The following is a 26364-nucleotide window of genomic DNA, read 5'->3' on the forward strand; positions in this document are numbered from 1 at the left end:
AATCAGCGTAGCGGCTTGCCATGAAGATCACCCAGGCGATGGTGCTGGCAGCGGGGCTCGGAGCCCGACTGCGGCCGATCACGAACACGATCCCGAAGCCTCTTGTACCTGTCGGCGGCAAGCCGATGATCGACTATGTGCTCGACTCGCTGGCCGATGCCGGCGTGGAGCGGGCCGTCGTCAACGTGCATTATCTTGCCGACCAGATGGTCGAGCATCTGTCCCGCTATGAGAAGATAGAGATCGTCATTTCCGACGAGCGCGACGGGCTGATGAATTCGGGCGGCGGGCTGGCCAAGGGGCTTAAGCTACTGGACCGCTCTCCCGTCTATGTGATGAATGCCGATCTTTTCTGGCTGCAAGACGAGACAGGTGAGGCTTCCAATCTGCGCCGCCTCGCACACTTCTTCGATCCCGACAGCATGGATATGGCGCTTCTATGCGTTCCCATGGAGAACACCACGGGGCATAACGGCAAGAAGGACTTCTCGCTCGGCGAGGACGGCCGCCTTGTGCGATATTCCGAGGGGCTGCCGAAACCTGTGGTCTATGCAGGCGCAATCGCCATGCATCCCTCGCTTCTCGACGATGCGCCCGAGGATGCCTTCAACCTCAATATCTATTTCGACCGGGCCATCGCAACGGGCCGTCTGGCAGGTTTAGAGATGGCGGGCCACTGGATGACGGTTGGAACGCCCGAGGCGCTCGACGAAGCCGAGGATGTCATCCGGCGCCTCTCCGGCGGGGCATGACGCCATGCGGCCTCATCAACCGCATGTCCTGACCATCCCGGCCGGCCTTTCCTTCCTGAAGGTGCTTGCGGCATCGCTCCTCGATGGAAGGCTCGCACCCGGATATCGATATGAGCCGCAGGACCCGCTTTCGCTGGCGAGAGTGACGATCCTCGTGCCGACCCGGCGTGCCGCCCGTGTGCTGCGCTCGGAATTCGTGGAATTGCTTGGTGGGCGCTCCGCCATCCTGCCGGTGATCCGGCCGCTTGGCGAAACCGATGACGACAGCGGTTTCTTCGAGGAAGATGCGCCTTTCCTGCTCGACCTCGCGCCACCGGTCAGCGGCATCGTCATGCTGCTCGAACTGGCCCGACTCATCCTCGCCTGGCGCAACCAATTGCCGAACGTGGTTCGCAGCATCCATTCCGACACGCCGCTGGTCGCGCCGGCAAGTCCGGCGGACGCCATCTGGCTCGCCCGGGCGCTGACGGAACTGATCGACGCAGCGGAAACGGAAGGCTGCGACTGGGCGTCGCTCAAGACGCTCGACACATCGAATTTCGCGACATGGTGGCAACTCACAACCGAATTCCTGGGTATCGCCACCCAGTTCTGGCCCGCACGTCTGGAAGAATTAACCCGCTCCTCGCCAGCGCGGCACCGCGACGCCGTATTGCGCGGCGAAGCCGAGAGGCTTTCCCGCTCGACTTCCAGCGATCCTGTCATCGTTGCGGGTTCCACCGGTTCCATCCCCGCGGCGGCCGACCTTATTGCGGCCATCGCCGCCCGTCCCGAAGGAACGGTGGTCCTGCCCGGCCTCGATGCGAGCATGCCGGACGATGACTGGACGCGCATCGGGCTTGCCGCCGAACGCGTCTCCGATCCCGCCTCGCGCGGCCATCCACAATACGGTCTCTTTCATTTGCTTCGACGCATGCGCGTCGAGCGCCGGGATGTCGAAACGCTTGCGGAGGCGCCTTCCGACCTTGCGGATCGCGCCGAGGTATTGTCGCGGGCGATGGCGCCTGCGGGTGCAACGGACGGCTGGAAGATCTGGCGCGATGATTTCGGCACCGCACGAATTGAGGCCGCCTTCGCCGATGTCGGCCTGATCGAGGCGGCGAACGAGCGCGAGGAGGCAACGGCCATCGCCATCGCGCTCCGGCTCGGTCTCGAAAAGCAGCAGGAGGGCAGCGAAAGCAGGGTGGCGCTGATTACCCCGGATCGCACGCTGGCGCGGCGCGTGACGGCCGAACTGGCGCGCTTCGGCATCATCGCCGACGATTCGGCCGGTACGCCCTTTACCGCGACGCCGCAGGGCATGCTGGTGCAGCTTCTGCTCGAGGCAGCGCTGCGGCCCGGCGATCCGGTGGCCATCGTCTCGCTGCTCAAGCATCCGCTCGCCCGGTTCGGCTTCGATGCGGAGACTTACCGGACTGCCGCCGATGCACTGGAAACGATTGCGCTGCGCGGCGGTGTGCAACCCGTCGACCTTGCGACGCTATCGGTTCTCTTCCGGCAACGGCTTGAGGAACAGGCGACCGATCGCCATCCGCCGCAATGGCGGATCGGCGTTTCCCGTGAAACACTCGATGCCGCGGGAGAGCTTGCATCGCGCATATCCGCAGCTGCCGAGCCGCTCGTCTCCGCCCTTGTGGTGAAGATCGGCGAACGCCGGCTCTCGGACAGGCTGCCGGTCGGCCAATGGGCCGAGCGAACGGGACGGACGTTGGAAGCGGTCTGCGGCGACGACAAGGGCGACCTCTCGCTTCTCTGGTCCGATGAGGCCGGCGACAGGCTCGCCGACCTGCTGGCGGAAATCATGAGCGCCGACGGCCAGATCGAGGCCGATGGTCCCCAGTGGATCGATATCATGGCGGCGCTGATGACCGGTGTCGCGGTCAAGCCTAAGGCGATGCGCCATCCGCGCGTCTTCATCTTCGGGACGCTGGAAGCACGGCTACAGAATGTCGATACCGTCATTATCGGCGGCCTGAACGAAGGTTCATGGCCCGGCCAGACCACCAACAATCCGTTCCTGTCGCGCATGATGAAGACGGAGATCGGGCTGGAGCCGCCGGAGAAACGCATCGGCCAGCTCGCCCATGATTTCGAGATGGCCTGCGGCACGCGCCAGCTGATTTTCTCCCGCGCGCTGCGTCAGGGTTCTGCTCCGACGGTCGCTTCCCGCTGGCTGCAGCGGCTTCTGGCGCTCGGTGGCGGCGATTTCGAAAGCCGGCTAAAGGAACGCGGCGATATCTTTCGCCACTATGTCGAACTGCTCGACAAGGGCGAGAGCCAACCGCTGGCGCAACGGCCCGCGCCGAAGCCGCCGGCCGAGCTTCAGCCACGCAGCTATTCCTTCAGCGAGGTCGGCCGCTTCCGTCGCGATCCTTATTCCATCTATGCCCGCCGCATCCTGCGGCTTGATCCCGTCGATCCGTTCAATCAGGATCCGGGTGCGGCCGAGCGCGGCACGCTCTATCACAAGATCATCGAACGTTTCATAAGCGAGGGTCACGATCCCTTGACACCGGCCGGAGCCGTCGCGATGCGCGCGATCACCGACCGGCTGTTCGACGAACAGGGCCTTCCCACCCATATCGACATCGTCTGGCGGCAGCGGTTCAGGGCGGTCGGAGACGCCTTCCTTCGCTGGGAAGGCAAGCGCCGTCCCGAAATCCGCCAGACCCTGACCGAGGCTCGTGGCGGCGTCGATCTGGCGCCGGTCGGCATTCGCCTCACCGGCGTTGCCGACCGGATCGACATCAAGGGTGGCGGTCATGCCGATATCATCGACTACAAGACGGGTCTCAACCCGAGCCCTGCGCAGGCCCGCAGCCTGCTCGACCCGCAGCTCGCGCTGGAGGCAGCGGCCCTGATGGAAGGAGCATTCCGCGACGCCGGCCGGCTTCATCCCGAAAACCTCATCTATGTCCGGTTGCGGCCCGGCGACCGCTTCCAGACCGATCAGGTGAACAACGAACTGACTGGACGCGGCGACAACAAGAAATCCGCGCTCGATCTTGCGGCGCAATCGGTCGCCGAACTCGGTCGCTTCGTCGCGGCCCTGCAGGCAGGCGAACGTGGCTTCGTTTCGCGGCTCATACCGGCGCAGCAGAACGATTTCGGCGGGGAATACGACCATCTGGCCCGGGTTGCCGAATGGTCGACCGCAGACCGCGAGGAGACCGGCAATGACGAGTGATCCGCTTGCACTGCCGACGGGAGACGATCCCCGCACATGGCTCGACTGGACGACGATGCAGCAGTCGCTCGCCTCGGATCCTGAGCGCTCCGCCTGGGTGTCGGCCAATGCCGGCTCCGGCAAGACCCATGTGCTGACGCAGCGCGTCATCCGACTGCTGCTCGGCGGCGCACGTCCCTCCTCCATTCTCTGCCTGACCTACACCAAAGCCGCGGCCTCGGAGATGTCGAACCGCGTGTTCGCGCGGCTCTCCGACTGGGCGACGCTATCGGACGACGCCCTCTCCGACCGCATCTACGACATCGAACGGCAACGGCCTGACAGGCAGAAGCTTGCGGATGCACGCCGGCTGTTCGCCAAGGCGCTGGAGACACCGGGCGGGCTGAAAATCCAGACGATCCATGCCTTCTGCGAAGCGCTACTGCACCAGTTCCCGCTGGAGGCCAATGTCGCCGGTCATTTCAACGTTCTCGACGATCGGGCATCCGTCGCGGTTCTGGCCGAAGCAAAGCGCCTGCTTCTGACCGCGACCTCTTCGGAGGAAGATGTCGATCTCGCCGCTGCCTTTGCCGATGTCCTTTCCATTTCGGACGAAAGCGGCCTTGAAGCACTGCTGGGCGAAGTCGTCGCCAACCGTCATGCTATTAGGCAGTTCTCCCGCGCCTCGGAGCGTTCTGGCGGCATCGACCCGACGCTGAGGCGCGGCTTCGGCCTCTCCGACGATGCGTCAGAAGCTTCGCTTGCGGATGAATACTGGCCGCTCGCCGGGCTGAACGGCGGAATGCTGGCGCTTTATATCCGCCTTGCGGAAGAGAAAGGCGGTGAGAAGGTCAAGGCCGTTGCCGATGCGCTTGTCGTTGCCCGCCAGAGCGACGATGCGCTCGAACGCGCCCGCATCCTCGATTCGGCTTTCCTGACGGCCACCGAGACGCCGAAGGCCGACAGTTCGCTGATCGCGGCGGCCATGAGCAAGGCGGCACCGGAACTGAAGGATGCAGTCATCGCCGCACGCGAGCATGTTCTCGCTTGCCGCGACCGACTGCGGATCTTCCGCATGTATGCAGCGACAAAGGCGGCACTGACGCTGGCCTTGCGGTTCGACGCCGATTACGAGGAACTCAAGAAGAAACGAAGCCAGCTCGATTTCGAGGATCTGATCGCCCGGACGGCCGAGCTGCTGATCCGCTCCGATGCCGGTCCGTGGGTGCATTACAAGCTCGACCAGGGCATCGATCATATCCTCGTGGACGAGGCGCAGGACACCAGTCCGCTGCAATGGTCGGTCATCCGCTCGCTACGCGGGGACTTCTTCACCGGCAGTGGAGCACGCGACGTCCTGCGTACCTTCTTTGCGGTGGGTGACGAGAAGCAATCGATTTATTCGTTCCAAGGCGCCCGGCCGGAGCGCTTCTCGCAGGAGGCAAACCAGACCGCGCGGGAGGTCGACCGGGGCGGACAGCTTTTCAGCTCCGTCAGGCTGCCGCTTTCCTTCCGCTCCACCTCTACCGTTCTCGCGGCGGTCGATCAGGTGTTTTCGGTCGAGGACAATATCCGAGGCCTCAGCGCCGCCGGCGATCCCGTCGTGCACATGTCGAGCCGCAGCGGCCATCCGGGCGCCGTCGATCTCTGGTCGATGATCGTCGCCGAGGCCAATGAAAAGAGCGAGGACTGGACGGCACCCTTCGACGCGACGCCGGAAAGCGCACCATCCGCCATACTGGCCCGCCGAATCGCCTCCGTGATCGGCCAGATGATCGGCCGGCAGACCATCATCGAAAAGGGCAAGGAACGGCCGATCCGCGCCGGCGATGTCCTCGTTCTGGTGCGCAAGCGCGACAGCTTCGTCAATGCGCTGACGCGTGCACTGAAGCGTCTCGACAATATCCCCGTCGCCGGTGCCGACCGGCTGAAGCTGACTTCCCATATCGCCGTGCAGGATCTGCTGGCGCTCGGGCGCTTCGCGCTGCTGCCGGCAGACGATCTTTCGCTGGCTGCCCTTCTCAAATGTCCCCTGTTCAACCACACCGAGGACGAGTTGTTCGAGCTTGCGGCGCGCCGTCCGGAAGGACAGGGTCTCTGGGAACACATGCTGGCGGTGTGTGCGGAGCCGGGCTCCATATGGGAGACGACCGCGAAACGCCTCGGCGAATTCCGCCTGCTGTCGCAAAACATGCCGGTGCATGATTTCTATGCCCGCGTGCTCGGCCCCCATGGCGGACGCCGTGCCTATCTCGGCCGTCTCGGCAGCGAAGTCAGCGATATTCTCGACGAATTCCTGACCTTCGCGCTGTCCTTCGAGACTGCCGGACTGCCGGGACTTCAGGCCTTCGTCTCGACGCTTGAAATGGAAGGACCCGAGGTCAAGCGCGAGCAGGACAAGGATCGCGACGAAGTCCGCATAATGACCGTGCATGCCTCCAAGGGTCTCGAAGCGCCGGTGGTCTTCCTGGTCGATGGCGGCTCGAAATCCTTCAATCACAGCCACCTCGCCAAATTCCGGCTGATCGAGACCGACGAGAGCCTGCCGGCCCTGCCCGTCTGGGTGCCGGTCAAAGCGCTGGGTAATTCACTTGTCGCCGCCGATACCGACCGTCGCAAGCAGCTCGCGGAAGAAGAATACCGGCGTCTCCTCTATGTGGCGATGACGCGGGCCGCAGACCGGCTGGTCGTCTGCGGCTATCGCGGCGTGCAGGATCCCGGCGACATCTGGCACCGGATGATCGAAAGCGCGCTGCGCAGTGACGAAACCCATTGCCGCGAGGTGGCATTCAGCGGTCCGGACGGTGAATGGCAAGGCCTCTCCTGGCGCCTGCCCGGCAGCGACACCGCATTTCCTCAAGAGGCGGAAGGTTCCGTCGAGGCGCCGACCGAAACCCTTCCGGACGCTCTGCTTCGACCGCTGCCGCCGCAGGCAAGTCTGCCCCGGCCGCTCAGCCCCTCGGGAGCCGGCACGATCGTCATCGACGATGCGGATGACGCGCTGGTGACTTCACCGCTGTTCGACGAGAAGGAATCGGCCGGCATCGCGCTCCAGAAAGGCCGCCTCGTTCACCGCATGTTGCAGGCGCTTCCGACGATTGCCGAGGCCGAGCGCCCCGCGGCCGCCAGACGCTATGCGGAGAGGGCTGCGCGCTTCTGGCCGCAAAAGGAGCGCGAACGCTTGCTCGACACGATCCTTTCGGTTCTCGACAACCCCGATCTCAAGCCGGTCTATTCATCCCGTGGCGAAGCAGAAGTCTCGGTCATGGGCACGTTTGTGCTGAACGGTGAGGAACGCGCCGTCTCCGGCCGGATCGACCGCATGGCGGTGACCGCTGATCGGGTCATTCTGTTGGATTACAAGACCAACCGCACCCCGCCTGCATCGCTATCGCAGGTACCGTTGTCGCATCGCGCGCAGCTTGCGATCTACCGGGAAATCCTGCGCCCGCTCTATCCGGGCAAGAACTTCGAATGCCTGCTCGTCTACACCGAAAACGGCTCAGTCGTCGCACTTCCCGACACACTGCTGTCGCAATCCCTTGCCGAGCTCAAGACATCGTGAGATACAAGATATTGAAAATGTCGGGCACCGACATCAGATATGTTGCAAGTCAAGCACCCCTGAAGGAGCAGCCCCATGGCTACCGTAAAAGTCGATAACTCCAATTTCCAGGCTGAAGTTCTCAATTCCGTAGAACCGGTCGTCGTTGATTTTTGGGCCGAATGGTGCGGCCCGTGCAAGATGATCGCTCCGAGCCTCGAAGAAATTGCCACTGAAATGGCTGGCAAGGTGAAGGTCGCAAAGCTCAACATCGACGAGAACCCGGAACTGGCTGCCCAGTTCGGCGTTCGTTCGATCCCGACGCTCGCCATGTTCAAGGGCGGCGAAGTGGCCGACATCAAGGTCGGCGCCGCTCCCAAGACGGCGCTCGCAAGCTGGATTTCGAACGCAGCCTGATCCGCTCACCAAAGAGCAAAAGAAAAGCCCGGCAATGCCGGGCTTTTTTCATTTAACCTTTATGGTCACTTGGGCGGAGTGCCATTGTCGGCAAGAACGTTGCCGACCAGATAAAGTGATCCCCCGATCAGTATTCTCGGAGCAGGCAGAGCCGAATCGACCTGTTCGCGGATTTCCTCAAGGGCTTCGGCAACGGTAGAAACCGGGGACGCAACCAGTCCGGCATCGAAGGCCGCATGCGCGAGTACGACCGGATCGATCGCTGCATCAGTGCCGCGGATCGGCACCGTATAGACGTGCTGGGCGATATCGGCAAAGGCCCGGAAGTAACCGACCGGGTCCTTGGTGTTGATCATGCCGGTGACGAGATAGAGCGGCCGTGACTGGCGCTCCTCGAAGCCTGCCATAGCTTCGGCAATGACTTCGCCGGCACCGGGATTGTGTCCGCCATCCACCCAGATCTCCGCCCCTTCTGGCGCGTGAGCCATCAGCCGGCCTTCCGTCATGCGCTGCAGACGGCCGGGCCATTCGACGCTGGTCATCGCCTTTTCAGCGATGGCCTCGGTCATTGGAAAACCGGCAGCCTTGACGGCGCGGATCGCAGCAGCCGCATTGGCGAACTGGTGACGACCCGGCAAACGCGGAAGCGAAAGGTCCATCAGGCCGAATTCGTCCTGGTAGACGAGACGGCCGAACTCCTCATGGGCGGAAAAATCCTGCCCATAGACGACGTGCGGACAGCCTAGCCGTTCGGCCGTCGTCACCAGCACTTCGCGGGCGGATTCGTATTCCTGATGGCCGATCACCACCGGAAGCCCATGCTTCATGATGCCGGCCTTTTCGGCGGCGATCAGTTCGACGCGGTCGCCGAGATAGGGCTGATGGTCGAGCGAGATCGGCATGATGACCGAGACGGCCGGCTTTTCGATGACGTTGGTCGCATCGAAACGGCCGCCGAGGCCGACTTCGATGATCGCCACATCCGCCGGCTTTTCGGAAAACAGCAGAAAAGTGACCGCCGTCAGGATCTCGAACACCGTGATCTGCTGGCCGCCATTGGCTTCGGCGACGCGGCGCAGCGCATCGGCGAAATCGGCATCGTCCACAAGCTGGCCATGCCCGCCCTTGGATCCGATGCGGTAACGCTCATGCCAATGCACAAGATGCGGCGACGTATGGACGTGCACGCTCAGGCCCTGCGCTTCCAGAAGCGCGCGACAGAAAGCCGTAACCGACCCCTTGCCATTGGTTCCGGCGACGTGGATGACCGGAGGGAGCTGCAAGTGCGGATTGCCGAGAACCTTGAGCAACCGGCGAATGCGATTCAATGAAAGATCGAAGCCCTTGGGATGCAACCCCATGAGCTTGTCTATTACCTGTTCTGCCTCACTGAAGGCGGGCTCAGTCATGATATTTCGATTCCGCAGCTTCGGCTCGGTGCAAGACCATTTCCGGCGAAAACGGAATCGCCTTCAATGCTCTATCTCTTTGTTTGACGCATTCCGGACGCAAAACCGCTTCGCACTTTTGCTGGAATTGCTCTATCGCTCAGGCCGCTGGCTTTTCCACAAGAGCCGGGGGGTTTTCCGGGGCAATGTCGGTATTGGCCGGACGTTTCAGCATGATCTTCAACACACGTGCCAGCAGCGACGGAATATCGTGACGCTTGACGACCATGTCGATCATGCCGTGATCCAGCAGATATTCCGAGGTCTGGAAGCCCTCCGGCAGCTTTTCGCGAATGGTCTGCTCGATCACGCGCTTACCGGCGAAGCAGATTTCCGCGCCGGGCTCGGCGATGTGAAGATCGCCCAGCATGGCGTAGGAAGCGGTGACGCCGCCCGTGGTCGGGTTGGTCAGCACGACGATGTAAGGCAGGCCGGCTTCCTTCAGCATATCGAGCATGACGGTGGTGCGCGGCATCTGCATGAGCGACAGGATACCTTCCTGCATGCGGGCGCCGCCCGATGCCGGGAACATGACCAGCGGGCACTTCTCCGCCAGTGCACGTTCGAACGCCTTGACGATCGCCTCGCCAGCGGCAATGCCGAGCGAACCGCCCATGAAGTTGAACTCATGCACGACGGCGACCAGCTTGAGGCCTTCGACCGTGCCGACGCCGGCGAGGATCGTGTCTTCCTGCTCGGTCTTGGTGCGGCTATCCTTCAGGCGGTCGGTATATTTCTTGGAATCGCGGAATTTCAGCGGATCCTGAGCGACCTTCGGCTGGGGCAACGCCTCGTATTTACCGTCGTCGAAGAGATCGAGCAGGCGGGCCTTCGCCGGCATCTTCATGTGATAGCCGGAAGCGGGGATGACCCACTTGTTTTCCTCAAGGTCCTTGTGAAAGACCATCTCGCCGGTTTCAGGGCACTTGATCCAGAGATTTTCCGGAACTTCCCTGCGGCCAAGCATCGAATTGATCCGCGGCCGCACATAGTTGGTGATCCAGTTCAACTGACTAACTCCTGACTGAAAAAGCCAATATCGGAAGATTATTCGGCAGCAGCAAGGCGCGCGGAACGCACGCCGCCGGCAAGGCCGCTTACGAAGGTCACGACGGCCTGCACGGTATCGGCGGTTGCCTCCCCGGCAGGCGTCAGATTGTTGGCAACCTGGTTGACGATTGCCGTCCCGACGACAACGCCGTCGGCATTCGCACCGATCAGGCGCGCATGTTCCGCCGTCTTGACGCCGAAGCCGACGCAGACTGGCAGATCCGTGTGTTCCTTGATGCGCTGCACAGCGCTGGAAACCTTCGACGGGTCGGGGAGCGCCGAACCGGTGATACCAGTCATGGAGACATAATAGACGAAGCCGGAGGTGTTCTGCAGGACGGTCGGAAGACGCTTCTCATCCGTCGTCGGCGTTGCAAGACGGATGAAGTTGATATCCCGCTTGCGAGCCGGAAGGCAGAGTTCGTCATCCATCTCGCGCGGAAGATCGACCACGATCAGTCCGTCGATGCCAGCTTCCAGCGCTTCGTCAAGAAAGCGCTCGACGCCGAAAACGTAGATCGGGTTGTAGTAGCCCATCATGACGATCGGGGTTGTCTGATCATCCTTTCGGAATTCGCGAGCAAGTTCCAGCGTCTTCTTCAGCGTCTGGCCGGATTTCAGTGCACGCTGACCGGCAACCTGGATCGCCGGGCCATCGGCCATCGGGTCAGAAAAGGGCATGCCGAGTTCGATCACGTCGGCGCCCGCTTCCGGCAAAGCTTTCATGATCGCCAGCGACGTTTCGTAATCCGGATCGCCACCCATGAAATAAGTGATCAGCGCGGGGCGACCTTCCGCCTTGAGATCGGCGAAGCGTTTGTCCATGCGTGCGGTCATTTCAGAGCTCCATGCCGAGGATGTTGCCAACGGTGAAGATATCCTTATCGCCGCGACCTGAAAGGTTCAGCAGGATGATCTCGTCCTTGCCCATCTTCGGGGCGCGCTTGATGACTTCGGCCACGGCATGGGAAGGCTCGAGCGCAGGAATGATACCTTCGAGCTTCGTCAGGAGCTGGAAGGCTTCCAGCGCCTCGTCATCCATGATCGGAACATAGTCGACCCGGCCGATATCGTTCAGCCAAGCATGTTCCGGACCGATGCCCGGATAGTCGAGGCCGGCGGAAATCGAATGGCCTTCCTTGATCTGACCGTCCGCATCCTGAAGCAGGTAGGTACGGTTGCCATGCAGGACGCCCGGAGAACCAGCGGTGATGGAAGCACAGTGCTCGTCGCCGGAAAGGCCCTTGCCGCCGGCTTCGACGCCGACGATCTTCACGTCCTTGTCGTCGAGGAACGGGTGGAAGATGCCGATGGCATTGGAGCCGCCGCCGACAGCCGCGATGACCAGGTCGGGCAGCCTGCCTTCGGCTTCGAGCATCTGCTCGCGGGCCTCGCGGCCGATCACCGCCTGGAAATCGCGCACCATTTCCGGATAGGGGTGCGGACCGGCAGCCGTGCCGATCAGATAATAGGTATCCTCGACATTGGTGACCCAGTCACGCAGTGCCTCGTTCATGGCATCCTTCAGCGTACCGTGGCCAGCAGTCACCGGCTTCACCTCGGCACCGAGCAGCTTCATGCGGAAGACGTTCGGAGCCTGGCGCTTGACGTCAGTCGCGCCCATGTAGACGACGCAGGGGAAACCGAAACGGGCCGCGACGGTCGCCGAGGCAACGCCATGCTGGCCGGCACCGGTTTCAGCGATGATACGCTTCTTGCCCATGCGCTTGGCAAGCAGGATCTGGCCGATGCAGTTGTTGATCTTGTGGGAACCCGTATGGTTGAGTTCTTCCCGCTTGAAATAAATCTTGGCACCGCCGAGATGTTCGGTCAGGCGCTCGGCGAAATAGAGCGGGCTCGGTCGGCCAATGTAATGGGCGCCGAGAGATTTAAGCTCCGCCTGGAATTCGGGATCGGTCTTCGCCTTTTCCCATTCTGCCTGCAGGTCCAGGATCAGGGGCATCAAGGTCTCGGCGACAAAGCGTCCGCCGAAAATACCGAAACGACCGTCCTCGTCGGGACCTTCCCGGAAGGAATTGGGCTTGAGTGACTCGTTCACGCTGCGCTCCCTGATGCAGGCTCGCGGATCGAAGCGCCTTCGACCGCGGCAAAAAACTCGTCCATCTTGTGCAGATCCTTGACGCCCGGAGCACTCTCCACGCCGGACGACACATCGATGCCGCGCGCGCCGGTTTCCCGTAGCGCGGCGGCGATGTTGTCCTTGTTCAGGCCTCCGGAAAGCATGTAATCCACGCTCGCGTCAAGCGTACGCAGGAGACGCCAGTCGAAGGTCACGCCGTTGCCGCCCGGCAGGTCCGATCCCGCTGGCGGCTTGGCGTCGAAAAGAAATCGATCCGCAATACCGATATAGGGCTCGACGCGCTTCAAGTCATCGGCCTCGCGGATGGAAAATGCCTTCATGATTGGCAGACCGGTAACCGCCTTGACGGTCAGCATCCGCTCCGGGCTTTCCTTGCCATGGAACTGAAGAATATCGGGCTTCAGGAGCGCGATGATTTCATCGAGATCGTCATTATCGGCATCGACCGTGACGGCAACGATCTTCGCCCTGCCCCTCACCCGGTCCGCCAGCTTGCCGGCGATGTCGGGCTCGATGTTGCGAGGGCTCTTGCCGAAGAAGATGAAACCCACATGGGACGCACCGCGCTCGACGGCGCGATCCACGGCTTCTGCCGTCGTCAACCCACAGATCTTGATATCCGGTTTCATGGCAGCGGAATTGACATGAAAATGCAAAAGAGTCGAGCCAAATTGCGACAAAGCAGATCCCGCTCTCTCCGCCCTCAATCGAAATCGATCGCGTGGAGCCGGGCGCCATGCCGTTTCAGCCATGCCTTGGCTTCGTCCATATGCGGGCAAAGCTCCCGGCAGAGCGCCCAGAAGGCCGGACCGTGGTTCATCTCCCTCAGATGCGCCACCTCATGGGCGGCGAGATAATCGATCACGGGCGGCGGCGCCATGACGATGCGCCAGGAAAAACTCAGATTGCCGTCCCAGGAGCAGGAGCCCCAGCGGCTACGGGTGTCCTTCATGGTCAGCGACTTGACCGGCCGTCCCACCCTCTTGGCATAGGTGGAGACCAATGCTTCGAGATCGCTCCGGGCTTCCTTCTTCAGGAAGGTCGCGACGCGCCGGCCGAGATGTTCCTCCATGCCGCTGACGCTGAGCACCGGGCCGATCTCGGAATCCAGCGCCTCGGTCAGCCCGCGCAGATGACCGGAATGAATGATCCGGTGCGGCACGCCGCGCAGCGAGATCTCGCCGCCATCGGCAATCGGCGGAGAATCCGAGTAGCGCGAAAGCTTTGCCTTCAGCCATCCCTGATGCCGATCGAGGAAGTCAGCGATCTCCCGTTCCTTGAGACCCGGCGGCACCGTCATCTTCAGGGCGCGGCCACCTGGTTCGATCCGTAGCGTGATGCGGGTCGCGCGGGCATTGCGGCGAATGGTCAGCGGCATTTCCCGCCCGTCGACCGCGAGCTGCCGGGTCGAGGTCGCTATCGGCTTCGTCTTGTCTGCCGGTTTTTTCAGGAAGGGAAACATAGCCTCTTTCTAGCCGATTCGAGCTTTTTACGCTCCAAAAAAAGACCGGCACCCTCAGGGGTGCCGGTTGTCGTAGGCGTCGATGCGGCAGAGTCGTCAGACGCCGGAATATCCGGAAGCCGCGCCGTCATCCTTGCGGGCGTTGGCCCGCTCGCGCATGAAACGGTCGAACTCTTCCTGGTCCTTGGCGCGACGAAGTTCGCGCAGATAGCTGTCGAACTCCGCACGCATTTCGTCGAGCTTGCGGCGTTCTTCTTCCATCCGGTCAAGCTCGGCCTTCCGCCAATCGTCGAAGGCTACGTTGCCGGTCGAGAAGTGGCTGCGGCCGTAGCGGCCACTGCGGCATTTCGAAAAGATACCATCGGCGGAGCGGTTCGCCTCCCGCTTGAAATCGCGGAAACGATCACCGAACAGGATATAGCCGAGCATGGCCAGACCCAGCGGCCAGAAGACCATGAAGCCGATCACCATCAGCGCGACGGTTGCCGGCGTCCAGTCCGGACGAAGCAATGCTGACTGATTCATCATCATTTACCCTTCGCTTTTGCACGGGGGCGACATGCCGCCCGATGAAATCGATGTGGTAAACGCCCTCCCCGCCTTCAAGACGAGGTCCCGGCAATTCGGGCAAGGGCCTGAATCACCCGGGGAAAATCGACAGCCCCGTCAGGTCGACTTGCCGCCCTTGATGACCCTCTTGACCGGTCCCGTCTTTGCGGCAGGCGTATGCTGCTTCGCGAACGCGATGATCCGAGGCGCGATTTCCCGACGGAAACGCGAACCGTTGAACACGCCGTAATGGCCGACATCCGGCTGCATGTAGTGCATACGCATGTTTTCCGGAATGTTGACACAAAGGGTCTGGGCCGCCTTGGTCTGGCCGACGCCGGAGATGTCGTCGTTTTCCCCTTCCACAGTCAACAGCGCCACCTTGCGGATGGCGGTTGGATTGACGGGGTTGCCACGATGGGTCATCTCGCCCTTCGGCAGGGCATGCTTGATGAATACGGTATCGACCGTCTGCAGGTAGAACTCAGCGGTCAGGTCCATCACGGCAAGATACTCGTCGTAGAAATCGCGATGCTTCTCGGCCGAGTCACCGTCGTTCTTGACGAGGTGCATGTAGAAGTCCTTGTGAGCGATCATGTGCCGGTCGAGGTTCATCGACATGAAACCCGAAAGCTGCAGGAAGCCCGGATAGACCGCGCGCATGCAACCTGGGAGCGGCCATGGCACGTTCATGATGACATTGTCGCGGAACCAGTCGATCGGCTTGTTCTGCGCCAGTTCGTTAACGGCGGTCGGATTGATGCGGGTGTCGATCGGGCCGCCCATCAGGGTCATGGACGCAGGCGCCAGCGGATCATCGTTGCCTTCCATGACGGAGACGGCGGCGAGAACCGGGACCGACGGCTGGCAGACGGCCACGACATTGGTGCCCTTGCCCAGATGATGCAGGATCTCGATGACGTAGTCGATGTAATCGTCCAGATCGAAATTGCCATCCGTGACCGGCACCGTGCGGGCGTCGATCCAGTCGGTGATGTAGACATCCGCATTCTGGATCAGCGCCTCGACCGTTCCACGCAGCAGGGTGGCATAGTGGCCGGACATGGGTGCTACGATCAGGATGCGCGGTCCCTGCTCCACCGTTGGCGGGAGGTCCCGCTTGAAGTGGATGAGATTGCAGAATGGCTTCTTCCAGACGATTTCCTCGGTCACGTTCACCGTGTGACCATCGACCGTGGTGGTCGGCAGGCCGAACTCCGGTTTTCCGTAGCGCCGCGTGACGCGCTCGAAGACTTCGAGTCCCGCTGCCATCGTTCGGCCGAGGACGGTGTGGGAGAGCGGGTTCAGTGGACTGCTGTAGGCGAGCCGCATCATGTCGGCGCTCGCCCGGAAGGGGGCCATGGCCGCATGGTTCAGTTCATAGAGTTGATAGAACATAGGGGCGATCGCCTTTCCGCTGCTGTCATCCTGCGATGTTGCGCTTCATTCGTTAAAAACTAGCAGAGTTTGCATCAATGGAAACTGCTTTGTGAATTTGTCCTTTGGTGGCGGGAAAGTCCGTTCTCCAGGGTCAGAATGCCCAGGAGGGATTAATGTTTCATGGGGCAGGAAGGTTATCGATCCTATATTCCGCCGGTGCCCGAGACGAAAGGCCGGCGCGAAATACGCCCTGCCGCACTTGTAAGCACTGATCATCGCAATATCTTCTGACCGCACCGGGAGGCGCATTCCTCTTCCCCAGCCTCCTCCCCTAAGACAGGTTTCCAGATGACGAGCAGCAACAACCGCCACTCCGAATATTCCATCCACCCGATGTTCCTGGACCGCTGGTCGCCCCGCGCCTTTACCGGCGAGGCGATGTCGGAGGCGGATCTTCTGACCATTCTGGAGGCAGCGCACTGGGCACCATCGGGGAGCAATTATCAGCCTTGGCGTTTCGTCTATGCGCTGAACACCGCTCCCGAATGGGAGACGTTTCTGGGGCTGCTGGTCGAGTCGAACCAGGTGTGGGCCAAGTCCGCGTCGGCGCTGGTCTTCCTGTTTTCCGATACGCTGAGCCGGCGCGATGACGGCTCCGAGCCCCGCCCTTTCCGCAGCCACAGTTTCGATACCGGCGCGGCATGGGCGTTGCTTGCGCTTCAGGCGATGCATTCGGGATATGCCGCGCATGCCATGGGCGGCGTCGATTTCGAGCGCGCCGTCGAGGTTCTCGGGGCGCCGTCTGGTTATCGCGCCGAGGCGGCCGTTGCCATCGGGCATCGTGGCGATAAGTCGTTGTTACCACCGACGCTTCAGGAACGGGAGGTTCCCAACCAGCGCAAACCGCTTTCCGCAGTTACCTTCAGCGGCGGCTTCAAGGCCTGAAGTTCGGCACATCGGCCCGGAAATATGTGAGGATCTCAGGCGAGTTTGAGATGTAGATTCACAAAATCAAAGCCCCGTGTGTCGATCCGGACCCACGGGGCTTTAGCAAACATTAACCGAATGTTTCACGTGAATCATTTCTTAGCCGGATTCACATGAAACTTACTCGTTATCAGATATCGAGGTTGGCGACGCTCAACGCGTTGTCCTGAATGAACTCGCGACGGGGTTCGACCTCGTCGCCCATCAGGCGGGAGAACAGGCCGTCGGCATCGGTGGCATCGCTTACCCTCACCTGCAGCAACGTGCGGACGTTCGGATCGAGCGTCGTTTCCCAAAGCTGCTCGGCGTTCATTTCGCCAAGACCTTTATAGCGCTGCATCGTCAGGCCCTTGCGACCCGCAGCAAAGATCGTGTCCAGCAGCATGCGCGGGCCGGAAATTTCCTTGCGTTCTTCCTTGCGGGCAAGCTTCGGCGGATGGGCATAGATCTCGTGAAGCCGCGAATAGAGCTGGTCGATGTGACGGGCATCGGCGGAACCGATCAGTGCGACATCGAGGGACGCCACTTCCTTGACGCCGCGAACCATACGCTCGAAGCGCAAACCGCCTTCATTCGTGACGTGACCGGTCCAGCCACGTTCGGTTTCCTCGGCGATGAGATCGAGACGCCGGGCCACTTCGGCTGCGGTCTCTTCCGCGCGGGCGCGATTGTCGGTCAGTTCCGGATTGAGCGCGCCGGCAATTGCCGCCTGTTCGATGACATTGCGATTGTATCGCGAGTGCAGCCCGTCAATCAGCGAACGAAGCCTGAGAGCATCCTGAATGACATCGCGCAGATCCTGTGCGGCCCGGACCTCGCCATTCCCAAGCGTCAGCGTGGCTTCCTCGATACCCATGGTGATAAGGTAATCTTCGAGCGCCTTCTCGTCCTTCAGATACTGAACGGACTTGCCGCGCGCCACCTTATAGAGCGGCGGCTGGGCGATATAGAGATGGCCGCGTTCGATCAGTTCCGGCATCTGCCGGAAGAAGAAGGTCAGAAGCAGAGTACGGATGTGCGCGCCGTCGACGTCAGCATCCGTCATGATGATGATCTTGTGATAGCGCAGTTTGTCGGCGTTGAACTCGTCCTTGCCGATCGAGGTGCCCAGCGCGGTAATCAGTGTGCCGATTTCCTGGCTCGAAAGCATCTTGTCGAAACGGGCCCGTTCCACGTTGAGGATCTTGCCGCGCAGCGGCAGGATGGCCTGCGTCTCTCGCGAACGGCCCTGCTTTGCCGAACCGCCTGCGGAGTCACCCTCGACGAGGAAGACTTCGGACTTGGCCGGATCGCGTTCGGAGCAGTCTGCGAGTTTGCCGGGCAGAGATGCGATATCAAGCGCGCCCTTGCGCCGCGTCAGTTCGCGCGCCTTACGGGCGGCTTCGCGGGCGACGGCAGCTTCGACGACCTTGCCGACGAGGATCTTGGCGTCCGCGGGATGCTCCTCGAGCCAGGTGGAAAGAGCTTCGTTCACCAGGCTTTCGACGACAGGACGGACTTCCGACGAAACCAGCTTGTCCTTGGTCTGAGACGAGAATTTCGGATCCGGAACCTTGACGGACAGGACCGCTGTCAGGCCTTCGCGGCAGTCGTCACCGGTCAGTGTCACTTTCTCCTTCTTGATGATGCCGGAAGTGTCGGCATAGGAGGTGATCTGGCGGGTCAGCGCGCCCCGGAAGCCGGCCATATGGGTACCGCCGTCACGCTGCGGAATGTTATTGGTGAAGCAGAGCACGTTTTCGTGGTAGCTATCATTCCACCACATCGCAACTTCGACGGTAATCCCGTCTTTCTCGCCACGGATGGCGACCGGCTTTTCGACCAGCGGCTTTTTGGAGCGGTCCAGATAACGAACGAAAGCCTCAAGACCTCCGTCATAGACCATCTCTTCCTGGCGGATATCGGACTTGCGCTTATCGGTCAGCAGAATGCGGACACCGGAATTGAGGAAGGCGAGTTCGCGCAGGCGATGCTCCAGCGTCGCATAGTCGAATTCGGTCTTGGTGAAGGTTTCCGCGCTCGGCAGGAAGGTGACCTCGGTGCCAGAGCGGCCCTCATAATCACCCGTAACCTTGAGCGGCGCATCGGCAACACCATGGGTGAAGCTCATCTCATGAACTTTGCCGCTGCGACGAATCTTGAGGCTCAGCTTGACCGAGAGTGCGTTGACGACTGAAACGCCCACGCCGTGCAGACCACCCGAAACCTTGTAGGAATTCTGGTCGAACTTACCGCCAGCGTGGAGCTGGGTCATGATGACCTCGGCTGCCGACACGCCTTCTTCCCTGTGAATGTCGGTCGGGATGCCACGGCCGTTGTCGGTCACGGTGACGGAACCGTCCGCGTTCAAGGTCACGGTGACGATGTCGGCATGACCGGCCAGGGCTTCGTCGATCGCGTTGTCGACGACTTCGTAGACCATGTGATGCAGACCCGAGCCATCGTCGGTATCGCCGATATACATGCCGGGACGCTTGCGGACTGCATCCAGCCCCTTCAGCACCTTGATCGAATCCGCGCCGTATTCGGCCGGACCATCATTTTTATTGATCGGCATATCGGTCATTCAGCAATCTTTCCAGTCAGGATGTTCAAAGCGTCGATATCGAATCAGCGCCATCGAGCACATCGACTATAGGAGGTTTGACGCAAGTTCCAAAGGCAGGCCGCGCGAAACCCGTGGATATGGCGGCCATAGAGCGTTTCAAGCCGGCTTTTTTGCGGCTTCTAGGACTTCATTGAGTTGCTTTAGCACATCGGGCGGTAGGGTGCGAATCCTGCGGGCGAGTTCATTGGCAAAAACCGTATATTCCGCCGGCAATCCCGCCGTATCCACGACCACCCTTGGATGAGACACGCCCGCAATGGCGAAAAGCTCCTCCGCCTCATCCCAGATGATGTTGAAATAGCCGGCGACACGCTGGAGGAAATCGAAATTCGGCTTGCCCTTGCGGCCGTGTTCGAGCGCGGAAAGATAGGCCGGGGAGACCCCGATAGCGGCGGCCATCTCCTTCTGGGAGACGCCCTTCCTTTCCCGCAAGCGTCGCAGAGCCTCGCCGAACGGCGTCATCCGCGGTCTCCCCTGCCCCGCGACAGGCGAACATAGAGCGCACCGTCGCCACCATGCTGACGCGCAGCCGTCTCATAGGACGAGATGAGAAAGCGGAATTCGGGCTTGGAAAACCAGAGCGGCACCGAGCGCTTCAGTGCGCCGTCGCTGCCCATCGAGCGCCCCTTGCCGGTGATTACCAGCACATGCCGAAGCCCCCGGTCATGGGCGCGCAGGAGAAAATCGAGGAGAATGCCGTGCGCCTCGCTCTGGATCATACCATGAAGATCGATGCGGGCCTCAAGCGCAAGGTGACCGCGCGAGAGTTTGCGCTTGACCGGTTTTTCGAGCGGATGATGGATGCCGCCGGGCTTTTTCTGCGCGGCCTGAGTTTCAGCTGCATCGCCAACAGGAACTGACGAAGCCGAAAATATTCCTTTGCTCTCTGGTGTCGGCTCGACGAATATCTCCTCGAACTCGGCCAGTTCCTCGAGACGCCCGGGCATGGGCCTCGTCGACCGGGCGACCTTGCCCCAGAGTATACGATCTTCTGCGCTGAGTTTTCCCTTGCCCTTCACCAACCGAACCTCGACGCCGCCTCTTTCGGGACGAGTATATAGAAGTCTGCGGCATTTCGCACGGCACCGGCGCGTTCACCGGCATCGTCACCGGAGCCGGTAAAGATGTCGCCCCGCGCCGGGCCTACGATGGCCGACCCGGTATCGAGCGCCAGCATCAGCCGGGCGAAGGGTTGTCCGTCATCGAGGCGGGTCAAGGTCTCGGAGCGGATGAAGAAGGGAAAGCCGAAACTGTGGATCAGCCTGTCGACCGCCAGCGAACGGCCTGCGGCCAGCGGCACCTTGGCCGCTGCGATCGGACCAAGATTGGTGTCCGACACTTCGGCCTCGCGGAAGAAGATATAGGACCGGTTGTGCCAGAGGATCTCATCCACCCTTTCAGGATGATCTGCGAGCCATGCACGAATGGACTGCATCGAAATCCCGGCAAGCGGCAATTCGCCGGTATCAACCAGAAGCTTGCCGATGCCGGAGAACGGATGTCCGGCCTTGGCAGCATAGGTGATGCGACCGATACGACCATCGGCATAGCGAAGCCGGGCAGCACCCTGAACGTGAACGTAGAAGACATCCACCTTCGATCGCGCCCAGGCTATCTCCAGACCTCTGCCTTCAAGATAGCCTTCGTCGATGGTCCGGCGATCGGGATAGGGTGAAATAACACCACTCTCCGAACGCGCGAACATATAGCTCGCGTCCATATCGGCAGGGCGATTGCCATCATCCAGATCGACGAGATCGTCGGGACGCCTGTAGAAAGGAAAGCGGAACTCGTCGTCCCGCTCGGCCCGCACTTCAACTTCCGGCTCATAGAAAGCAGTGACGAAACCCCGCCCCCCGTTTTCCGGCTCGATGAGGAAGGGCCGACATTCCGCTTCGAAAAAGCTCCGTGCTTCCGCAGCGCTCGATGGAGCGAACTCGGCCGCACTGTCCAGAAGCGGCAAAAGGTCGCTGGAAGACAGACCTGTCGAGCCCGTACGGTAGGGTTTCACATTCTTTATATGCTGGCGGCAAGCCGCCATAGCATCAAACAGTGGAGACGGGTCGTCGAAGGCCCAACCCTCCAGATCGGCGAAAGCGACCGGCTTCAGCCGGAATGATGATGCCGACGCGCCGGTCATAGTTCGGATTCGGTCGCGACCAGCTTCCAGTTAGGATCGCGCGAACGGATGTCACGGGCGAAGGTCCAGAGATCGTTGACCTCGGAAACAGCTTCGGCATCACCATCGATCAGCTTGCCGGCCTTGTCATAGGTTGCGGTGATCAACTGGCAGACGATGCGAACAGTCACCTGCTCCTCACTCTCCTTCATGGCCGCCTGAATTATGTCCGCCTTCTCGATGCCGACGAAGGTGGACTTCACCACCTCACCACGCGCTTCGCGCTCGGAGATCGCGGCCTCGAAACCTTCCAGAACCTCACGGGAAAGCAGGCTCTTCAGGGTTTTCCGATCGCCGTCGGCATAGGCCATGACGATCATCTCGTAGGCCATCCGGGCGCCGTTCAGGAATTCCTTCGGATTGAAGCTGGGGTCCTGCTTGACCACTTCGCGCAGAGATTCGTTCAGCTCGCTGCCCGGAGTGGCAAAGGCATCCACTGCGGCGAAACGTTCATCGACGCCCTGTTCATCGCGACGCGGCAGAGTGACGACCTTGCCGTCATCACTACCGGGACCCTTGGCAAGATCGCGGGGGGAATAGGGATCGAAAGGTGGCTTCTCGTTGCCGGTACGGCGACCAAGTACGCTACGCAGCTGCAGGAAAATCAGGACTGCCGCCACCAGAAAAAAGATAGTCACAAAGTCGTTCGATCCCATGGCAATCCGTCGGCCCTGTTTAAATTCCTGCTTGTGAGACCCATATAGTCTGCATATGCCAATGATTCAAATAGCGAAGTGCTTTCACTTCCGCTTGAAATCATTCCGGACGATGGATACCGGAAGCCTCAGAGAAGGATAAAGGACCACCGATGCGCGTGCCGCTCGCCATTCTATTGCTGATGCCTTTTGCCGAGATTGCCACATTCGTGCTGGTTGGAAAGGCGATTGGCGTCCTCGCGACACTCGGATTGACGCTTCTTGCGGTCTTTGCCGGACTTGCGCTTTTGCGCATCCAAGGAGCGGGTATTCTTCAGCGCCTGCAGAAAGACACCCAGACAAACCAGAATCCGGGACGCGAAATCGTCCATGGGGCGATGATCGTCGTGGCGGCAATCCTGCTGATCATTCCGGGCTTCCTGACAGATATCGTCGGTATCCTGCTTTTCGTTCCCTTCGTGCGCGATTTCATCTGGTCCTTCATCGGTCCCCGCGTTACCGTCTTTCGAACCAGCAGCTTCAGTTACCAGGGCGCCGGCGGGGAAACATCTCGCCCCAAGGACGGTCCGATCATCGATCTGGACGAAGACGATTTCCAGCGCGGCGCGAACCGGCAGTCTCCATGGTCGCTCGGAAAAGATCAGTGACCCCACCCCGAAAAAGGCCACGGACGGCTCAAGGCGTAAGGGTTGTAAGCATCCGGTCGAAATGATAGACGGCCATAGCAATTCAATGCGTGAGGAAGCCCCAATGGCCAACGAAAATCAGGGAACCGCAAGTCCTTCCCTCAACATACTTGCCCAGTACATCAAGGACCTGTCCTTCGAGAACCCCGGCGCACCGCGGTCGCTGCAGGCGCGTGACAAGGCTCCCGCCATCAACATCAATGTTAACGTCAACGCGAACCCGCTGACCGAGTCCGATTTCGACGTGATTCTGTCGCTCAGCGCGGAAGCCAAGGACGGCGACAAGGTCGTCTTCGCAGCCGAACTGGTTTATGGCGGCGTCTTCCGTATCACCGGTTTTCCGCAGGAACACATGCTGCCGGTCCTCTTCATCGAGTGCCCGCGCCTTCTGTTCCCGTTCGCCCGCCAGATCATTGCTGACGCCACCCGCAATGGCGGCTTCCCGCCGCTGATGATCGATCCGATCGACTTCGCGCAGATGTTCACCCAGCGCGTTGCCGAAGAACAGGCTCGCGCCAAGGTTCAGGCTGTTCCGAACTGATCTTCGGATATGACAGATCATGGAAATCAAAAGGCCCGGTTTTACCGGGTCTTTTTCGTTCAACTGTATTTTGACCAGATCGCCTTGTCGCCGAGACGACCGAGCAAGCCCGCATGTTTCTCCGCTTCGGCTTCACTCACGCGTGCCGCAAGCGGTCGCGAGCGTTGATAGGAAACCTCGACGACTTCGGTTTCGCTGCCGCTGCTTGCGCTGCCCCGCATTTCGGACTGCACCAGACCGAAAGCTGCCTGACGGCCTCCCAGCATTTCGATGTAGACTTCGGCGAGCAGTTCGGAGTCGAGAAGCGCTCCGTGCTTCGTGCGATGCGAATTGTCGATACCGTATCGACGGCAAAGCGCATCAAGCGAGTTCGGTCCCATGGGATGCTTGCGGCGCGCGAGCGCCAGCGTATCAATCACCATTTCCCCCGGCACCGGGGGAAGACCGAGCCGATCGAATTCGGCATTGATGAAGTTCATGTCGAAGGTCGCGTTATGCGCCACCCACTTCGCTCCATCGAAAAACTCGATGAGATCGTTGACGATATCGGCGAAGGGCGGCTTGTCTTTCAGGGACTCGTCGGTGATCCCGTGAACAGCAAGAGCGTCGGGGTGCACCTTACGGTCGCCCGGATTGATATAGACATGAAAGCTTCTCCCGGACGGGAAATGGTTCACGAGTTCGATCCCGCCGATTTCGATGACCCGGTCATTCTTGAATTCAAGGCCGGTGGTTTCCGTATCGAATACGATCTCGCGCATTCACGCCTCCGATTTCGCCTGCCGACGCAGGGTTTCAATAATGTCCTGAACCTGTTTTCGTGCGGCCTCAAGCCCACGCCCGGTATCGATCACGTAATCGGCCCGTCGGCGCTTTTCGGCATCCGGTACCTGCCGCCCAAGGATCATTTCGAATTTCTCGGGCGTCATCCCCGGTCGTTCCAGAACCCGCTTGCGCTGTATCTCCGGATCGCAGCTTACGACCACAACGACATCCACGCGTTTTTCGGCACCGGTCTCGTAAAGCAGCGGAATATCGAGAACGACCATGTCCGCGGCAGATTCACGCGCTGCCTTCAGGAATGCAAGTTCCCGTTCGCGTACAAGCGGATGAACGATGGATTCGAGAAGTTTGAAATTAGCCGGATTCTTCGCCAGATTCCTTGAAAGCTCGGAACGATCCACCTCACCATTGCGGATGCTCCCGGGAAAGGCCGCCTCGATCGGTATAACCGCCTCGCCACGATAAAGTTCATGCACGACCTGATCGGAATCGTTCACCGAGATACCGGCGTCGGCAAACATCTTCGCCGTGGTCGATTTGCCCATGCCGATCGATCCGGTGAGTCCGATGACGATCATTCATGCGCCTCCATGTCCGCGATGACGAGATTGCGCAATTCCTCATCCACCACCGGTGTGCGGCCGAACCACTTTTCGAAACCTGGAACGGCTTGATGTAACAGCATGCCCAGACCATCGACCGTCGCCAGACCTTTTGCCTCCGCCTGCTTCAGGATCGGTGTCATCAGCGGAACATAGACGATGTCGGTCACTACGGCCGATGGCAGAAGCCGTTCGAAAGGCATCTCGTCGACGGCTCCACCATCCATGCCAAGCGACGTTGTGTTGATAAAGAGGCCAGCGCCTTCGCATACCTCGCCAAGCGCCGCCATCGGATGGGCATGGATCGCTGGGCCGAACCGGTCGGCCAGTTCCACCGCTCTTTCCACCGAACGATTGACGATGTTGATTTCCCCGATACCGCGATCCCGCACCGCCTGAACCACGGCGCGACTGGCACCACCCGCGCCCAGAATCACCGCCCGATCCACATTCTCCCATCCTGGATGACCTGCATCGAGACTGGCGGTAAAACCGATACCGTCGGTATTGGTGGCGTTCAGCCTGCCCTCTTCCATCCAGAGGGTGTTGGCAGCCCCGAGTTCTTCGGCCAAGGCATCCGGTACATCGGCAAGCCGACACGCGGCTTCCTTGTGCGGTATGGTCACATTGCCCCCGCGAAAACCGGAGGTGCCCCTCTTCAGGTCCGCGATAAACGCCTCGAAATATTCCGGGCTGACTGCCACGGGCTCATAACTCCCCTCGATCCCGAACCTCCTCAGCCAGTGCCGGTGGATGAGCGGAGACCGTGAGTGCTTTATCGGATAGCCGACAACGAAAGCTTGGTTAACAAATGTTTCACGTGAATCAGCCATCAATCTCCCCCAGAACCCGCAGCTCCTCCAGCAGCGGCAAAAGCGGCAAACCAAGGATGGTGAAATAGTCGCCGCTTATCTCATTAAATAGCCGGATTCCCTCAGCCTCCAGCTGATAGCATCCAACACTTTTCAGCACCGCATCCCCGGTGCTCTGCAGATAGCCTTCCAGAAACTCGTCGGAAAACTCCCGCATCGTCAACTCTGCAATCGACACGTTTTCCCAGAGAACCTCACCGTCCCTAACCAGAACGACAGCGCTGTTCAGACGATGCGTTCTGCCGCGCAAGGTCTTCAGATTGCGCCGGGCTTCTTCGATATCGACAGGCTTATGAAAGACGACCTCATCGAGGGACATGGTCTGGTCGCATCCGATCACGAGTGCGCCCGAATGCCTGGAGGCGACATCGATCGCCTTCAGTCTCGCGAGTTCCAGCGCAAGGTGATCCGGAGACAAAGGGTTGCCGCCCAGAGCGGCCTCGGCAGCGCGCTCGTCGAGCTGCGCAGCTTCGGCCTCGAATTGAAGGCCGGCGTTTTCCATCAGCATCCGACGTGACTGGCTTGCCGAAGCCAGTATCAGCTTCCCTGCCATGGGACACCTTTTCTAAAGGAATGAAGCG

At 60.7% G+C, this 26364-nt stretch carries 24 protein-coding genes; 7 read left to right on the plus strand and 17 right to left on the minus strand.

Annotated features, from left to right (window positions below):
- Window positions 1-20 precede the first annotated feature (20 nt).
- The 4 genes from H4I99_RS15415 to trxA all read left to right on the plus strand — a co-directional run bounded on the left by H4I99_RS15415 (window position 21) and on the right by trxA (window position 7879).
- Entirely contained in the window at window positions 21-752 is a 732-nt protein-coding gene (locus H4I99_RS15415) for a nucleotidyltransferase family protein (protein ID WP_163902448.1), read from the plus strand.
- On the plus strand, window positions 721-3939 hold the full coding sequence (gene addB, locus H4I99_RS15420; protein WP_244625115.1) for a double-strand break repair protein AddB: 3219 nt from the start codon (window positions 721-723) through the stop codon (window positions 3937-3939). The genes H4I99_RS15415 and addB overlap by 32 nt, the downstream gene beginning before the upstream one ends.
- Window positions 3929-7483 carry a double-strand break repair helicase AddA gene (gene addA / locus H4I99_RS15425; protein WP_163902444.1) on the plus strand — a complete coding sequence of 1185 codons (3555 nt, stop codon included), beginning with the start codon at window positions 3929-3931 and terminating at the stop codon, window positions 7481-7483. Before addB ends, addA begins: the two co-directional genes overlap by 11 nt.
- A 75-nt stretch (window positions 7484-7558) precedes the next feature.
- Window positions 7559-7879, plus strand: coding sequence for a thioredoxin (gene trxA, locus H4I99_RS15430; protein WP_099055916.1), 321 nt, complete (start codon window positions 7559-7561; stop codon window positions 7877-7879).
- A 65-nt stretch (window positions 7880-7944) separates the two neighbouring features.
- On the opposite strand, the gene H4I99_RS15435 is transcribed toward trxA, so the two are convergent.
- The 8 genes from H4I99_RS15435 to H4I99_RS15470 all read right to left on the minus strand — a co-directional run bounded on the left by H4I99_RS15435 (window position 7945) and on the right by H4I99_RS15470 (window position 15887).
- A complete protein-coding gene (locus H4I99_RS15435) occupies window positions 7945-9288 on the minus strand; it encodes a bifunctional folylpolyglutamate synthase/dihydrofolate synthase (protein WP_244625117.1) in 1344 nt (447 codons plus the stop codon).
- Between the two features lie 139 nt (window positions 9289-9427).
- Complete coding sequence (accD, locus tag H4I99_RS15440; protein ID WP_163902442.1) at window positions 9428-10336, minus strand: acetyl-CoA carboxylase, carboxyltransferase subunit beta; 909 nt, start codon at window positions 10334-10336, stop codon at window positions 9428-9430.
- 38 nt (window positions 10337-10374) lie between these two features.
- A complete protein-coding gene (gene trpA, locus H4I99_RS15445; protein ID WP_163902440.1) occupies window positions 10375-11214 on the minus strand; it encodes a tryptophan synthase subunit alpha in 840 nt (279 codons plus the stop codon).
- A 1-nt stretch (window position 11215) separates the two neighbouring features.
- Complete coding sequence (trpB, locus tag H4I99_RS15450) at window positions 11216-12436, minus strand: tryptophan synthase subunit beta (RefSeq protein ID WP_163902439.1); 1221 nt, start codon at window positions 12434-12436, stop codon at window positions 11216-11218.
- Window positions 12433-13107, minus strand: coding sequence for a phosphoribosylanthranilate isomerase (locus H4I99_RS15455; protein ID WP_163902437.1), 675 nt, complete (start codon window positions 13105-13107; stop codon window positions 12433-12435). Before H4I99_RS15455 ends, trpB begins: the two co-directional genes overlap by 4 nt.
- Window positions 13108-13181: 74 nt before the next feature.
- Complete coding sequence (locus H4I99_RS15460) at window positions 13182-13940, minus strand: M48 family metallopeptidase (RefSeq protein ID WP_163902435.1); 759 nt, start codon at window positions 13938-13940, stop codon at window positions 13182-13184.
- Window positions 13941-14036: 96 nt separating this feature from the next.
- Complete coding sequence (locus H4I99_RS15465) at window positions 14037-14465, minus strand: DUF2852 domain-containing protein (RefSeq protein ID WP_163905971.1); 429 nt, start codon at window positions 14463-14465, stop codon at window positions 14037-14039.
- 141 nt (window positions 14466-14606) lie between these two features.
- Entirely contained in the window at window positions 14607-15887 is a 1281-nt protein-coding gene (locus H4I99_RS15470) for a polyhydroxyalkanoate depolymerase (protein ID WP_163902433.1), read from the minus strand.
- 330 nt (window positions 15888-16217) lie between these two features.
- Here H4I99_RS15470 and H4I99_RS15475 point away from each other — a divergent pair, with 330 nt between their 5' ends.
- Complete coding sequence (locus H4I99_RS15475; RefSeq protein WP_163902431.1) at window positions 16218-16814, plus strand: nitroreductase family protein; 597 nt, start codon at window positions 16218-16220, stop codon at window positions 16812-16814.
- A 172-nt stretch (window positions 16815-16986) separates the two neighbouring features.
- On the opposite strand, the gene gyrB is transcribed toward H4I99_RS15475, so the two are convergent.
- The 5 genes from gyrB to H4I99_RS15500 form a co-directional block, all read right to left on the minus strand.
- Complete coding sequence (gene gyrB / locus H4I99_RS15480) at window positions 16987-19422, minus strand: DNA topoisomerase (ATP-hydrolyzing) subunit B (protein WP_163902429.1); 2436 nt, start codon at window positions 19420-19422, stop codon at window positions 16987-16989.
- Between the two features lie 138 nt (window positions 19423-19560).
- Window positions 19561-19926 (minus strand): type II toxin-antitoxin system RelB family anti-toxin, encoded by a 366-nt coding sequence (relB, locus tag H4I99_RS15485; protein ID WP_099055908.1) that lies wholly within the window; start codon window positions 19924-19926, stop codon window positions 19561-19563.
- Window positions 19923-20483 (minus strand): Smr/MutS family protein, encoded by a 561-nt coding sequence (locus tag H4I99_RS15490; protein WP_425314389.1) that lies wholly within the window; start codon window positions 20481-20483, stop codon window positions 19923-19925. The genes relB and H4I99_RS15490 overlap by 4 nt, the downstream gene beginning before the upstream one ends.
- Window positions 20480-21604: a murein transglycosylase A gene (gene mltA / locus H4I99_RS15495; protein WP_163902425.1), complete on the minus strand. Its 1125-nt coding sequence runs from the start codon at window positions 21602-21604 to the stop codon at window positions 20480-20482. Before mltA ends, H4I99_RS15490 begins: the two co-directional genes overlap by 4 nt.
- The gene (locus tag H4I99_RS15500; protein ID WP_163902423.1) at window positions 21601-22299 is read right to left on the minus strand and encodes a Tim44/TimA family putative adaptor protein; all 699 of its coding nucleotides are present in this window, start codon (window positions 22297-22299) and stop codon (window positions 21601-21603) included. Before H4I99_RS15500 ends, mltA begins: the two co-directional genes overlap by 4 nt.
- A 152-nt stretch (window positions 22300-22451) precedes the next feature.
- On the opposite strand from H4I99_RS15500, the gene H4I99_RS15505 reads away from it, so the two are divergent.
- The gene (locus H4I99_RS15505; RefSeq protein ID WP_163902421.1) at window positions 22452-22946 is read left to right on the plus strand and encodes an FxsA family protein; all 495 of its coding nucleotides are present in this window, start codon (window positions 22452-22454) and stop codon (window positions 22944-22946) included.
- A 103-nt stretch (window positions 22947-23049) separates the two neighbouring features.
- Window positions 23050-23526: a protein-export chaperone SecB gene (secB, locus tag H4I99_RS15510; RefSeq protein ID WP_163902419.1), complete on the plus strand. Its 477-nt coding sequence runs from the start codon at window positions 23050-23052 to the stop codon at window positions 23524-23526.
- A 59-nt stretch (window positions 23527-23585) separates the two neighbouring features.
- Here the strand turns inward: secB and dnaQ are convergent, their stop codons facing one another.
- Genes dnaQ through H4I99_RS15530 form a run of 4 tightly spaced genes read right to left on the minus strand, consistent with a single transcriptional unit; the run spans window position 23586 to window position 26336 of the window.
- Window positions 23586-24287 (minus strand): DNA polymerase III subunit epsilon, encoded by a 702-nt coding sequence (dnaQ, locus tag H4I99_RS15515; protein ID WP_163902417.1) that lies wholly within the window; start codon window positions 24285-24287, stop codon window positions 23586-23588.
- Window positions 24288-24887 carry a dephospho-CoA kinase gene (gene coaE, locus H4I99_RS15520; protein WP_163902416.1) on the minus strand — a complete coding sequence of 200 codons (600 nt, stop codon included), beginning with the start codon at window positions 24885-24887 and terminating at the stop codon, window positions 24288-24290.
- Entirely contained in the window at window positions 24884-25744 is an 861-nt protein-coding gene (locus H4I99_RS15525; RefSeq protein WP_163902414.1) for a shikimate dehydrogenase, read from the minus strand. The genes coaE and H4I99_RS15525 overlap by 4 nt, the downstream gene beginning before the upstream one ends.
- A complete protein-coding gene (locus H4I99_RS15530) occupies window positions 25737-26336 on the minus strand; it encodes a Maf-like protein (RefSeq protein WP_163902412.1) in 600 nt (199 codons plus the stop codon). Before H4I99_RS15530 ends, H4I99_RS15525 begins: the two co-directional genes overlap by 8 nt.
- Between the last annotated feature and the right edge of the window lie 28 nt (window positions 26337-26364).

Source organism: Paenirhizobium daejeonense, from assembly GCF_014280875.1.
Lineage (GTDB): Bacteria > Pseudomonadota > Alphaproteobacteria > Rhizobiales > Rhizobiaceae > Allorhizobium > Allorhizobium daejeonense.